This is a genomic window from Paracoccus aminovorans, assembly GCF_900005615.1.
Taxonomy (GTDB): Bacteria; Pseudomonadota; Alphaproteobacteria; order Rhodobacterales; family Rhodobacteraceae; genus Paracoccus; species Paracoccus aminovorans.
This window is the reverse complement of record NZ_LN832562.1, coordinates 496,757-509,497: the sequence shown is the minus strand read 5'-3', so window position 1 is coordinate 509,497 and position 12,741 is coordinate 496,757. Positions and strand designations below refer to the sequence as shown.

8 protein-coding genes are annotated in these 12,741 nt (G+C 66.7%); 2 read left to right on the top strand and 6 right to left on the bottom strand.

The window, feature by feature from the left end; all coding sequences use genetic code 11:
* Positions 1 to 146 precede the first annotated feature (146 nt).
* Both JCM7685_RS18400 and JCM7685_RS18395 read left to right on the top strand, forming a co-directional pair.
* The gene (locus JCM7685_RS18400; RefSeq protein WP_074967124.1) at positions 147 to 629 is read left to right on the top strand and encodes an Lrp/AsnC family transcriptional regulator; all 483 of its coding nucleotides are present in this window, start codon (positions 147 to 149) and stop codon (positions 627 to 629) included.
* Between the two features lie 269 nt (positions 630 to 898).
* Positions 899 to 2,182: a solute carrier family 23 protein gene (locus JCM7685_RS18395; RefSeq protein WP_074967122.1), complete on the top strand. Its 1,284-nt coding sequence runs from the start codon at positions 899 to 901 to the stop codon at positions 2,180 to 2,182.
* Positions 2,183 to 2,206: 24 nt separating this feature from the next.
* Here the strand turns inward: JCM7685_RS18395 and JCM7685_RS18390 are convergent, their stop codons facing one another.
* Genes JCM7685_RS18390 through JCM7685_RS18365 form a run of 6 tightly spaced genes read right to left on the bottom strand, consistent with a single transcriptional unit; the run spans position 2,207 to position 12,526 of the window.
* On the bottom strand, positions 2,207 to 3,007 hold the full coding sequence (locus tag JCM7685_RS18390) for a peptidylprolyl isomerase (protein ID WP_083412665.1): 801 nt from the start codon (positions 3,005 to 3,007) through the stop codon (positions 2,207 to 2,209).
* Between the two features lie 5 nt (positions 3,008 to 3,012).
* Complete coding sequence (gene narI / locus JCM7685_RS18385; RefSeq protein WP_074967118.1) at positions 3,013 to 3,813, bottom strand: respiratory nitrate reductase subunit gamma; 801 nt, start codon at positions 3,811 to 3,813, stop codon at positions 3,013 to 3,015.
* A gap of 10 nt (positions 3,814 to 3,823) precedes the next feature.
* Positions 3,824 to 4,519: a nitrate reductase molybdenum cofactor assembly chaperone gene (gene narJ / locus JCM7685_RS18380; protein WP_074967116.1), complete on the bottom strand. Its 696-nt coding sequence runs from the start codon at positions 4,517 to 4,519 to the stop codon at positions 3,824 to 3,826.
* Positions 4,516 to 6,036, bottom strand: coding sequence for a nitrate reductase subunit beta (gene narH, locus JCM7685_RS18375; RefSeq protein ID WP_074967114.1), 1,521 nt, complete (start codon positions 6,034 to 6,036; stop codon positions 4,516 to 4,518). Before narH ends, narJ begins: the two co-directional genes overlap by 4 nt.
* Positions 6,033 to 9,791, bottom strand: a complete 3,759-nt coding sequence (locus tag JCM7685_RS18370; RefSeq protein ID WP_074967112.1) for a nitrate reductase subunit alpha — start codon at positions 9,789 to 9,791, stop codon at positions 6,033 to 6,035. The genes narH and JCM7685_RS18370 overlap by 4 nt, the downstream gene beginning before the upstream one ends.
* 23 nt (positions 9,792 to 9,814) lie before the next feature.
* Positions 9,815 to 12,526, bottom strand: coding sequence for a nitrate/nitrite transporter (locus tag JCM7685_RS18365; RefSeq protein WP_074967110.1), 2,712 nt, complete (start codon positions 12,524 to 12,526; stop codon positions 9,815 to 9,817).
* Between the last annotated feature and the right edge of the window lie 215 nt (positions 12,527 to 12,741).

Genomic DNA, 12,741 nt, shown 5'->3' with positions numbered 1-12,741 from the left:
GGCCCCGGCCGTGATGCGCTGCTGTCGGATGCATTTGCCCCTCCCTGGCCAATACAGGATAAGGATAGACCGGAGGTTGAAAAATTTCCTTTCCTATTTTTGACCCGAAGGCGATAGGTCAAAAGGAAATTCCGCATGGATGCGATATGTCGGACGAATCTTCTGTGCGCGGCCTCGACGCCATCGACCGCCGAATCCTGCGCGAGCTCAGCGGCGACGGCCGACTGTCGAACACCCAGCTGGCCGAGCGTGTCGGGCTGTCGCCCAGCCCCTGCTGGCAGCGCACCCGCCGGCTGGAGGCCGAGGGCTATATCCGCGGCTATGCCGCGCTGCTGGACCGGGAATTGCTGGGGGTGCCGGAAACCGTGCTGGTCGAGGTCATGCTGGACCGCCACGACGAGGAGGTGCTGGAAAACTTCGGCCGCCAGATCGTGGAACTGCCCGAGGTGATCGAGGTCTGGCTGGTCTCGGGCGAATACGACTATATGCTGAAGGTCGCGGTCAGCGGCACCCGCGGCTATGAGGATTTCCTGCGCAAGCGGCTGTTTCGCATCCCCGGCATTCGCAATTCCCGCTCGTGCTTCGCGCTGCGCTGCCTCAAGCAGGGTGGCGTGCCGCTGCCCGAGTGACGCGGGCGGGGACAAGGTTCCGGGCGGTTCGGCAGGCTGCCGAAAGGGGTTTTCACAGGGTCCCTGGACGGAAAACCTTTTGGAATTCGGTGAAGATGGCCTGAAAAGGACATGGCTTCCTCCGAACCGGAACGGGTTTTGCGTGACCCGCAGCGGCGGCTTTTGTCGCACGGGCTTTTGCAGCGGCCTGCCGGGCCACAAGCGCTCTGGCAATTTCCGGCGAAGCCGCGCATGAGGGGCCACCGAAACCGTCAACCCCGAGGCCCGAGATGGGTTATTTCCCCCACTGGCGCCCCGCGGCCGGCGCCACCGTCCTGCCGGACGAGAAGCTGCCGCTGGCCGCCGCCCTGCCGATGAGCCTGCAACACCTGCTGGCCATGTCCGGCTCGACCATCCTGGCGCCGCTGATCATGGGCTTCGACCCGAATGTGGCGGTGTTCTTTTCCGGCATCGGCACGCTGCTGTTCTTCGTCGTCACCGGCGGCCGGGTGCCCAGCTATCTGGGCAGTTCCTTCGCCTTCATCGCCGTGATCATGGCCGCGACCGGCTTCGCCGGCGGCGGACCGAACCCGAACATCGCCCTGGCGCTTGGCGGCATCATCGCCGCCGGCGCGCTTTACGCGCTGATCGGGCTGGTGGTCATGGCCGTCGGCGCCGGCTGGGTCGAAAAGCTGATGCCGCCCGCGGTCACCGGCGCCATCGGCATGGCGATCGGGCTGAACCTGGCCCCGGTCGCGGTCAAGCAGCTTGCCGGCAGCTTTTCGCACCTGGGCATCGCGCTGGCGACGGTGCTGTGCATGGCGCTGGTCTCGGTCTATGGCGCGCGGGCGACGCGGCGCATCGCGGTGCTGATCGCGCTGGTCTTCGGCTATGCGCTGGTGCTGGTGCTGGGCAACGGGCTGGCGCTGGTGCCGGGGATCGACTTCGCCGCCGTGGGCGCCGCGCCCTGGTTCGGGGTGCCGCGCTTTGTCGCGCCGCAGTTCGACTGGGGCGCCGTCGGGCTGATCGCCCCGGTCGCCATCGTGCTGGTGGCCGAGAACCTGGGCCATATCAAGGCGCTCGGCGCGATCACCGGGCAGAGCATGGACCGCTATATCGGCCGCGGCTTCCTGGCCGACGGGCTGGCGACCATGCTGGCGGGCAGCGGCGGCGGCACCGGCGTCACCACCTATGCCGAGAACATCGGCGTCATGGCGATGACCAAGGTCTATTCGACGCTGATCTTCCCGCTGTCGGCAGCCATCGCCATCCTGCTGGGCCTGTCGCCCAAGTTCGGCGCCATCCTGCAGACCATTCCGGCGCCGGTGCTGGCGGGGCTGGCGGTGTCGGTCTTCGGGTTGATCGCCTCGGCCATGGCGCGGATCTGGGTGGACAACAAGGTCGATTTCTCGGACCCGAGGAACCTGTTCACCGTCGGCGTGGCGCTGATCTTCGGCGGCGGCGACTTCACCGTGACCTTCGGCGGCTTCGCGCTTGGCGGCATCGGCACCTCGACCTTCGCGGCGCTGCTGCTCTACCAGGTGCTGGGGATGGGACGCAGGCGGGCGGCGTGATCCGTCCCGCCTGAGCCGGCGGTTTCAGGTCCCGGCGGTCATCGCGACGCCCGAGACCTGGGCCCGCGCCACCAGCGCCGCTACGAAGGCGCGGCTGGCGCGCACCCAGGCCGCTTTTTCCTGCGCCTCGCGCAGATGCGGCAGCACGGTCTCGAACGGCAGCACCGCGCCCCGCGCCCGGGCGTCCAGCCGGATCAGGTGGATGCCGTAACGCGTCTCGACCGGCTCGCTGATCGCGCCTTCGTCGAGCGCGGCCAGCGCCGCCTCGAATTCCGGTACGGTGTCGCCCGAGACCAGCTGGCCCAGAAGCCCGCCCTGCTCGCGCGAGGCGCAAGCGCTGTGTTCCGCCGCCAGCCGGGCAAAGCGGTCCGGACTGCGGCGCAATTCCTCTCGCAGCCGGCCGGCCTGCGCCCGTGCGGCGTCGCGCGCCGCCGGATCGTCGGGCGCGGCCGGGAACAGGATATGCGCCGCCTCATAAAGCGAGGGCGCGCGGAAGCGTTCGGGCTGGGCGTCGTAGACCCGGCGCAGCGCCGCCTCGTCGGGCCGCTCGGGGGTGATGGCGCCGTCCATCAGCTGGCGGATCAGCGCCTCGTCCTCGGTCTCGTGCCGGCCCGGCGCGATCTCGGCCGGGTCGGGCGACAGGCCGCGGGCGCGGGCCTCTTGCAGCAGGATCTCGCGCAGGGCGAGCGCCCGGGCGGCGGCTTTCCACGCCAGGCCCGGCTTGCCCTTGGGCGCGGGATGGTTCTGCGCCTCGGCGGCGATGCGCTCGGGGCTGATGGTGACGCCGTTGACGGTGACGGGGGGCAGCAGGGGCTTCATTTCCATCGCCGTCACTCCGCCGCATGGCGCAGCGGTTCCTGCTGCGCCTCCATGTCGCGGGCGGCGACCTTGCGGGCCAGCGCCTCCCGCCCCGCCACGGTGGCCGGGATCGGGTTCAGCCCGACGCCCGGACGGGCGCCGCGTTTCGAGCGCACGATCTGATAGCCCGGCCGCCACAGGTAGCGCACCGGCGCGGATAGCATGTGCACCAGCCGGGTGAAGGGAAACAGCAGGAAGATCGTCAGCCCCAGCAGGATATGCAGCTTGAAGATCAGCGCGACGCCTTGCAGATGCGCGGCCGGATCGGCGCCGAAATAGGCGATGCCCTGCGCCCATTGCATCAGCTTGACCATCTCGTGCCCGTCCAGATGCCGGGCCGAAACGAAGATGGTGCAGAGGCCCAGCGTCAATTGCAGCATCAGAAGGATCAGGATGCCGGTATCGGCCAGGGTGGAATTGGCGCGGATGCGCGGGTCCATCAGCCGGCGGTGCAGCAGGATCAGACCGCCGACCATGGCGAGGATGCCGGCAAACCCGCCCATCGCCATGGCGAAGACCTGCTTGGCGCCGTGGCTGATCCCCAGCGCGTCCCAGACCGCGATCGGCGTCAGCAGGCCGACGAAATGCCCGCCGAGGATCATCAGCACGCCGACATGGAACAGCACCGAGCCCAGCACGAACTGCTTGCGGCGCAGAAGCTGGCTCGACGAGGATTTCCAGGTGAAGGGCTCGGTCTCGTAGCGGACGACGGCGCCCAGGATCATCACCGTGATGGCGATATAGGGAAAAACTCCGAACAGGAAATGGTTCATCTGTCGCTCCTCAGCTTGCGGCCCGCGCCGCGGGGGCGGCGGGGTCCATGCGGGCAAGAAGATCGCGGCTGACAGGGCAGCCGGCATTGGGATCGGGGCCGAAGGTCACCTGCGCCTCGGACCAGACCGCGTCCAGCGCGGCCAAGTCCTCGGGGTCGTCGTCCTTGATGGCCAGCAGGGTCTGGACCTCTTCGGCGGCCGGGTCGGCCTCGGCGATGGCGACCAGTACCTCCAGAACGGCGGCATAGGCGGCGTCGCGCCGCACCAGGCGTTCCCCCAGCGCGACCAGGATATGGCCGGCGCCCTGCAGGATCTCGCGCGCCTCGGCCAGCGGCCTGGTCGAGAGGTATTCCAGCAGCACCGGCAGGTGGTCGGGCAGTTCCGTGCCGCCCAGGTCGAAGCCGCCGGCACGATACATTTCCAGCAGGTCGACCATGGCGCCGCCGCGGTCGCGGCTTTCGCCGTGGATATGCTCGAACAGGTTCAGCGACAGCGTGCGCGAGCGGTCGAACAGCAGCACATAGCGTTCCTGGAGGTCGTAGAGATCGCCCCGCGCCAGGTCGCGCAGCAAGGGCGCCAGCGTCTGCATGCGCTTGGGGCCCAGCAGCCCGTCGGCATGCAGCAGCGCGTCGATTTCGGGGATCGCCTGCTGCAATTCGGCCGAGGGATAGCTCAGCAGCAATGAGAGGGCCTTGAAGGTTTTCATGCGATGAACTCCTGCGGGCTGCGGAACTTCTTGCCCGAGAACAGCTTGGCGCCGCTGTGGCCCGACGAGCAGCCGTTGCCGTCGGTGAAGCTGCAGCCGCCCTTCAGATCATAGGCGTCCTCGACCAGTTCGCGATGCGTGGTCGGGATGACGAAGCGGTCCTCGTAATTGGCGATGGCCAGAAGGTTGTACATCTCGTCGATCTGCAAGGGCGTCAGGCCGACGCGCTTGGCGACGCCCAGGTTCACCACGCCGTCCACGGTCTTCGAGCGCATGTAGCTGCGCATCGCCAGCATCCGCTCCAGGGCCGAGGCGACCGGGGTCTCGTCGCCGGCGGTCAGCATGTTCGCCAGGTAACGCAGCGGGATGCGCAAGGACCGCACGTCCGGCATGTCGTCCTGCGCGGCGATCTTGCCGGCCTCGGCGGCGTTCTGGATCGGCGACAGCGGCGGCACATACCAGACCATCGGCAGCGTCCGATATTCGGGATGCAGCGGGAATGCGATCTTCCACTCCATCGCCATCTTCCAGATCGGCGAGTTCTGCGCGCCCTTGATCCAGTCCTCGGGGATGCCCTCGGCGCGCGCCGCGGCGATCACCTCGGGGTCGTTCGGGTCCAGGAACACGCCGAGCTGCGCGTCGTAGAGATCCATTTCCGACTCGGTCGCGGCCGCCTCGGCGATCTTGTCGGCGTCATACAGCATCACGCCCAGATAGCGGATGCGCCCGACGCAGGTTTCCGAGCAGACCGTGGGCTGGCCGCTTTCCAGGCGCGGATAGCACAGGATGCATTTTTCCGATTTGCCCGAGGACCAGTTGTAATAGATCTTCTTGTAGGGGCAGCCCGAGACGCACATGCGCCAGCCCCGGCATTTCTCCTGGTCGATCAGCACCACGCCGTCGTCCTCGCGCTTGTAGATCGCGCCCGAGGGACAGGAGGCGACGCAGGCCGGGTTGAGGCAGTGTTCGCACAGCCTCGGCAGATACATCATGAAGGTATTCTCATACTCGCCGTAGATGTCCTTCTGCACGCCCTCGAAGTTGTAGTCCTGGCTGCGTTTCTCGAATTCGCCGCCCAGGATCTCCTCCCAGTTCGGGCCCCATTCGATCTTTTCCATCCGCTCGCCGGTGATCCTGGAACGCGGCCGGGCGGTCGGGAAGGCCTGCATCTCGGGCGCCGACTTCAGGTGGTCGTAGTCGAAATCGAAGGGCTCGTAGAAATCGTCGATCTCGGGCAGGTCGGGGTTGGCGAAGATATTGGCCAGGATGCGCCACTTGCCGCCCTGTTTCGGTTGCAGGTGGCCGGCGCGGGTCCGGGTCCAGCCGCCGTTCCAGCGCTTCTGGTTCTCCCAATCCTTGGGATAGCCGATGCCGGGCTTGGTCTCGACGTTGTTGAACCAAGCGTATTCGACGCCCTCGCGCGAGGTCCAGACGTTCTTGCAGGTGACCGAGCAGGTATGGCAGCCGATACACTTGTCCAGGTTCAGCACCATGCCGATTTGCGCACGCACTTTCATTCCGCTGCCTCCACGTTTTGGGTTGCGGGGTCGGCCGGCTGGTCCAGCCAATCGACGCTTTCCAGTTTGCGGACGATGACGAACTCGTCCCGGTTGGCCCCCACGGTGCCGTAGTAGTTGAAGCCGTAAGCCAGCTGCGCATAGCCGCCGATCATATGCGTCGGCTTCGGCACGATGCGGGTGACCGAGTTGTGGATGCCGCCGCGCTTGCCGGTGACCTTCGAGCCGGGCGTGTTCACGATCTTTTCCTGGGCGTGATACATGAACATGCTGCCTTCCTTGATGCGCTGGCTGACCACCGCGCGGGCGGTGATGGCGCCGTTCGCATTGAAGACCTCGACCCAGTCGTTATCGACCACGCCGGCCTTTTTCGCATCCAGTTCGGAAATCCACACCACCGGGCCGCCGCGGTTCAGCGTCAGCATCAGCAGGTTGTCGGTATAGGTCGAGTGGATGCCCCATTTCTGGTGCGGCGTCAGGAAGTTCAGCACGACATGCTTTTCCGCCGAGCCCAGCGAGCGGGTCGCGGCATGGCCCACGGTCTTCAGGTCGACCGGCGGGCGCCAGGTCACGAAACCCTCGCCAAAGGCGCGCATCCATTCGTGGTCCTGATACAGCTGCTGGCGGCCGGTGACGGTGCGCCACGGGATCAGCTCATGCACGTTGGTCCAGCCGGCGTTGTAGCAGACCTCCTCGCTTTCGATGCCCGACCAGGTCGGCGACGAGATGATCTTCCTCGGTTGCGCCGCGATGTCGCGGAAACGGATCTTCTCGTCCTCCTTGACCTCGGCCAGGTGCTTGTGGCTGCGTCCCGTGGCCTTGGACAGCGCCTCCCAGGCCTTGACGGCGACCTCGCCGTTGGTTTCCGGGGCCAGCATCAGCACCACCTCGGCCGCGTCGATGGCGGTGTCGATGCGGGCCATGCCCTGGGTCGCGCCCTCTTCCGTCACGGTGCCGTTCAGCGCCTTCAGGTGATGCACCTCGGTCTTGGTGTCCCAGGCGATGCCCTTGCCGCCATTGCCGAGCTCGTCCATCAGCGGCCCAAGCGCGGTGAAGCGCTTGTAAAGGTTCGGGTAATCGCGCGTGACCTCGATATAGGCCGGCGCGGTCTTGCCGGGGATCAGTTCGCATTGCCCCTGTTTCCAGTCGGCGACGAAGGGCTGGGCCAGTTCGCCCACGCTGTCATGCTGCAAGGGCAGCTGCACCACGTCGGTTTCCACACCCAGCACGCCCGGCGCCAGGTCCGAGAATTTCTTCGCGATCGCCTTGAAGATTTCCCAGTCGGATTTCGATTCATACGCCGGGTCCACTGCCGCCTGCAGCGGGTGGATGAACGGATGCATGTCCGAGGTGTTCATGTCGTCCTTTTCGTACCAGCTCGCGGTCGGCAGGACGATATCGGCATAGACGGCGGTGGTGGACATGCGGAAGTCGATGGTCACCAGCAGGTCCAGCTTGCCCTGCGGCGCATCGTCGTGCCAGACGGCCTCGACCGGCTTCACGCCGCCTTCCTCGCCCAGGTCCTTGCCCTGCACGCCGTGGTCGGTGCCCAGAAGGTGCTTGAGGAAATATTCATGCCCCTTGCCCGAGGAGCCCAGCAGGTTCGAGCGCCAGACGAACAGGTTCCGCGGCCAGTTCTGCGGCGCATCGGGATCCTCGCAGGACATCTCCAGCGCACCGGATTTCAGACCGCGGGCGACATAATCCTTGACCTCGACGCCTTCGGCCTTGGCGGCGCGGCCGACCTCCAGCGGGTTCTGGCGCAGCTGCGGGGCGGACGGCAGCCAGCCCATGCGCTCGGCGCGGATGTTATAGTCGATCAGGCTGAGCCGGTCCCAGTCGCCCTTGGGCGCGGTCGGCGACAGCAGTTCGCGCGCCGTCACCGTCTCATAGCGCCACTGGTCGGTATGGGCGTAAAAGGCGCTGGTCGCGTTCATGTGCCGCGGCGGGCGCGCCCAGTCCAGCGCAAAGGCCAGCGCCGTCCAGCCGGTCTGCGGGCGCAGCTTTTCCTGGCCGACGTAATGCGCCCAGCCGCCGCCGGACTGGCCGACGCAGCCGCACATCACCAGCATGTTGATGACGGCGCGATAGTTCATGTCCATGTGGAACCAGTGGTTCATCGCCGCGCCGATGATGACCATGGACTTGCCATTGGTCTTTTCGGCATTGCCGGCGAATTCACGCGCCACCTGGATGATCTTGTCGCGGCGCACGCCGGTGACGCGTTCCGCCCAGGCCGGGGTGAAGACCACGTCCTCGTCATAGCTGGTCGCGACGTTCTCGCCGCCCAGGCCGCGGTCGAGGCTGTAGTTGGCGCAGAACAGATCGAACACCGTGGCGACGAGCGCCTCGCTGCCGTCGGCCAGCACCATGCGTTTGACCGGCACGTTGCGGGTCAGCACCTCGCCGCGGTCGTCGACGGCAAAGCCGTTGGTCGCGGCGCCGCCGAACCAGGGGAAGTCGACCGCGGCCACGCCGTCGCGGTCCTCGTCCAGGATCAGGCTCATCTTCAGCCGGACCTCGGCGTCGCCGGCCTTCTGCTGCAGGTTCCAGCGGCCCTGCTCGCCCCAGCGGAAGCCGATCGAGCCGTTCGGGACCACCAGGTAGCCGGTGTTCTCGTCGATGGCGACGGTCTTCCATTCCGGGTTGTTCTGCTGGCCCAACCCGCCATCCAGGTCCGAGGCGCGCAGCTGCCGGCCCGGCACCAGCCGGCCGTCCTGTTCGTCCAGGCGCACCAGCATCGGCATGTCGGAATAGCGCCGGCAGTAATCCTCGAAATACTCGGCCTGCCGGTCCAGGTGGAATTCGCGCAGGATGACATGGCCGAAGGCCATGCCGATGGCCGCGTCGGTGCCCTGCTTGGCGTTCAGCCAGATGTCGCCGAACTTGGCCGCCTCGGAATAGTCGGGGCAGATCACCGCCGACTTGGTGCCGCGATAGCGTGCCTCGGTATAGAAATGCGCGTCGGGCGTTCGGGTCTGCGGCACGTTCGAGCCCCAGAGGATCAGGTAGCCCGCATTATACCAGTCGGCCGATTCCGGCACGTCGGTCTGCTCGCCCCAGGTCTGGGGCGAGGCCGGCGGCAGGTCGCAATACCAGTCGTAGAAGGACATGCAGGTGCCGCCCAGAAGCGACAGGTAGCGCGTGCCGGCGGCATAGGAGATCATCGACATGGCCGGGATCGGCGAGAAGCCGAAGACCCGGTCGGGGCCGTAGGTCTTGGCGGTATAGAGGTTCGCGGCGGCGGCGATCTCCAGCGCCTCGTCCCAGGTGGCGCGCACGAAGCCGCCCTTGCCGCGGATGCGGGTATAGCTTTCGCGCGCGGCCGGGTCGTTCTGGATCGCGGTCCAGGCCTCGATGGGCGACAGGGTCTGGCGCTTTTCGCGCCAGAGCCGCATCAGCCTGCCCCGGATCAGCGGCGTCTTCACCCGGTTCGCGGAATACAGATACCAGCTGTAGGAGGCCCCCCGCGCGCAGCCGCGCGGTTCGTGGTTGGGCAGGCCGGGCCGGGTCCGGGGATAGTCGGTCTGCTGGGTTTCCCAAGTCACGATTCCCGACTTGACGTAGATCTTCCACGAGCAGGAGCCCGTGCAGTTCACCCCATGGGTCGAGCGCACGATCTTGTCGTGGCGCCAGCGGGCGCGATAGCTGTCCTCCCAGTCGCGGCTTTCGATGGTGGTCTGACCGTGCCCGTCCGCGAACGTGTCCTTGCGCAGCGGCGCCAGGAAGTTCAGGCGATCCAGAAGATGGCTCATGGCTCTCTCCGTTTCTTTTCAGGTTATTGGGCGGGGGCGGCGACGGCCGTGCGCCCGTGTTCGATGTCGTGCAGGAGCCCGCCGCGCCGGGTGTAGACGCCCCAGGTGACGGCGATGCAAAGCACGTAGAAGACCAGGAAGCCCCAGAGCGCCGGCCCGGCACCGCCGGTCAACTGGATGGAACTGCCGAAAGCCTTGGGGATGAAGAAGCCGCCATAGCCGCCGATGGCCGCGGTAAAGGCGACGATGGCCGCGGATTCACGCTCGGTCTGGCGGCGGCGCTCTTCGGCGGTGGCGTTCGGGTAGAGCCGCGCGATCTCCTTGCGCATGATGACGGGGATCATCTGGAAGGTCGAGGAATTGCCCACGCCCGAGAAGAAGAACAGCGCCATGAAGCCCGCGAAGAACAGCGCGAAGCTGCCGCCGTTCAGCCCCTGGATGATGACCACGACCGAGGCGATCATGCCCAGGAACACGCCGAAGGTGACGCGCCCGCCGCCGACCCGATCCGCCATCCAGCCGCTGCCCGCCCGGCTGAGCGCGCCGATCAGCGGGCCCAGGAAGGCGTATTGCAGCGCGTTGACGCCCGGGAAGGCCAGTTTCGTCAGCATCGGGAAGGCGGCGGAATAGCCGATGAAGCTGCCGAAGGTGCCGACGTAGAGCAGGCACATGATCCAGTTGTGCCGGCGCGAGAAGATCACCGCCTGCTCGCGGAAGCTCGACTTCGCATCGGCGATGTCGTTCATCCCCAGCCAGGCCGCGATGGTCGAGGCCAGGATGAAGGGCACCCAGACGAAGCCCGCGTTCTGCATCCAGACCTGGCCGCCGTCGGTCAGCTGCTGCGGCTGGCCGCCGAGCGCGCCGAAGACGCCCATGGTGATGACGACCGGCACCAGGAACTGCATGATCGACACGCCCAGATTGCCCAGGCCCGCGTTCAGCGCCATGGCATTGCCCTTTTCCGCGCGCGGGAAGAAGAAGCCGATATTGGCCATCGAGGACGAGAAGTTGCCGCCCCCCAGCCCGCAGAGCAGCGCCAGCACCACGAAGATCAGATAGGGCGTCTGCGGGTTCTGCACCGCATAGCCGATGCCCATGGCCGGGATCAGCAGCGAGGCGGTCGACAGCGTCGTCCACAGCCGCCCGCCAAAGATCGGCACCATGAAGCTGTAGAAGATGCGCAGCGTCGCCCCCGACAGCGCCGGCAGCGCCGCCAGCCAGAACAGCTGGTCCTGGCTGAAGCTGAAGCCGATGGCGGGCAGGCGCGCGATCACGACCGACCAGACCATCCAGACCGCGAAGGCCAGCGTCAGCGCCGGGATCGACAGCCACAGGTTGCGGCGCGCGATGCGGCGGCCCTTGTCGGCCCAGAACTGCGCGTCCTCGGGGCGCCAGTCCTGGATCGTCTTGGGCATCTCGGTCTTGCCGGGGACGTGGATCTCGGCCAGTTCGGCAAAGGCCGGAAGCTGGTCCAGCGCCTTGCCCTGGGCCTGCCGCTCCATGGCGCGGATCGAGAAATGCATCCAGGCCATCGATACGACGACCACGACCAGCAGCAGGACGAAGCACGAGGTATAGACGCCGGTCAGGTCCAAGAGCGCGCCGAAGACGATGGGCAGGATGAAGCCGCCCAGACCGCCGATCATGCCCACCAGGCCGCCGACGGCGCCGACGTGGTTCGGGTAATAGACCGGGATGTGCTTGAAGACCGCGGCCTTGCCGAGGCTCATGAAGAACCCCAGCGCGAAGAGCGTGGCGACGAAGGGCCACAGGTCCATGCGGGTCGAGAAGGCGATCAGCCCGTTCTTGCCGTGGATGACGTAATCGGTCGGCGGATAGGACAGCATGAACAGGAAGACGGCGGCGAAGCCGAAGGTCCAGTACATCACCGTGCGCGCGCCGAAGCGGTCCGACAGCGCGCCGCCATAGGCGCGGAAGACGCTCGCCGACAGGCTGAAGGCCGCGGCCGCCATGCCGGCCGTGCGCACCTCGACGCCATAGACGTCGGTCAGGTAATGCGGCAGCCATAGCGCCAGCGCGACGAAGCCGCCGAAGACGAAGAAGTAATACAGCGAGAAGCGCCAGACCTGCAGGTTCTTCAGCGGCGCGAATTGCTCGGCCAGGGTCGGTGCCTTGACGCCGCGTGCCTTGCGCGCGGCGAAATCCGGGTCGTCCTTTGCCAGCAGCCAGAAGGCGACGCCCATCAGCGCGATGGCGGCGGCCCAGATTTCGGCCACGCCCTGCCAGCCCGCGGCGACCAGCACGAAGGGCGCCAGGAACTTGGTCACGGCCGCGCCGACGTTGCCCATGCCGAAGGTGCCGAGCGCCAGCCCCTGCTTCTCGGCCGGGAACCATTTCGACACATAGGCCACGCCGATGATGAAGGACCCGCCCGCCAGGCCCACGCCGAGCGCGGCCAGCAGAAAGGTGGCATAGCTGTCCGCCCAGGTCAGCAGATAGGTCGCGAACCCGGTCAGGATCATTTGCAGCGCGAACACCAGGCGGCCGCCGAAACGCTCGGTCCAGACGCCGAGGATCAGCCGGGTCAGCGAGCCGGTCAGCACCGGCGTGGCGATCAGCAGGCCGTATTGGAATTCGGACAGACCCAGCTCGGCCTTGATGGTGATCCCGATGATCGAAAAGATCGTCCAGACCGCGAAGCACAGGGTGAATGCCGATGTGCTGAGCCACAAGGCGCGCTGCTGGTCGCTGCGAGAGGGAAGATGTTCAACCATGAACTTGCTCCTGATGCCCGCTCTCGCGTCGGAGGGCGGGTTCCGGCGACAGGACCGTCACATCCCCGCCGCCGGCGGATTGATATGGATCAATCTTCATTCGCAGCCGCAGAAAATCGCACCTGATTTGCGATTTCCCCGGAGATCGCTTGCGTCCTGTCAATCGCACCCTTGACATGCGACATGCTGTCGGTTGCGTATCAGCCCTGCATTGC

Excerpts from the sequence above, each read along its gene's own strand:
- JCM7685_RS18395 (WP_074967122.1), top strand. The coding sequence starts at position 899 with ATGGGTTATTTCCCCCACTGGCGCCCCGCGGCCGGCGCCACCGTCCTG.
- narH (WP_074967114.1), bottom strand. The coding sequence starts at position 6,036 with ATGAAAGTGCGTGCGCAAATCGGCATGGTGCTGAACCTGGACAAGTGT.
- JCM7685_RS18390 (WP_083412665.1), bottom strand. The coding sequence starts at position 3,007 with ATGGAAATGAAGCCCCTGCTGCCCCCCGTCACCGTCAACGGCGTCACC.
- JCM7685_RS18365 (WP_074967110.1), bottom strand. The coding sequence starts at position 12,526 with ATGGTTGAACATCTTCCCTCTCGCAGCGACCAGCAGCGCGCCTTGTGG.
- JCM7685_RS18370 (WP_074967112.1), bottom strand. The coding sequence starts at position 9,791 with ATGAGCCATCTTCTGGATCGCCTGAACTTCCTGGCGCCGCTGCGCAAG.
- JCM7685_RS18400 (WP_074967124.1), top strand. The coding sequence starts at position 147 with ATGTCGGACGAATCTTCTGTGCGCGGCCTCGACGCCATCGACCGCCGA.
- narI (WP_074967118.1), bottom strand. The coding sequence starts at position 3,813 with ATGAACCATTTCCTGTTCGGAGTTTTTCCCTATATCGCCATCACGGTG.
- narJ (WP_074967116.1), bottom strand. The coding sequence starts at position 4,519 with ATGAAAACCTTCAAGGCCCTCTCATTGCTGCTGAGCTATCCCTCGGCC.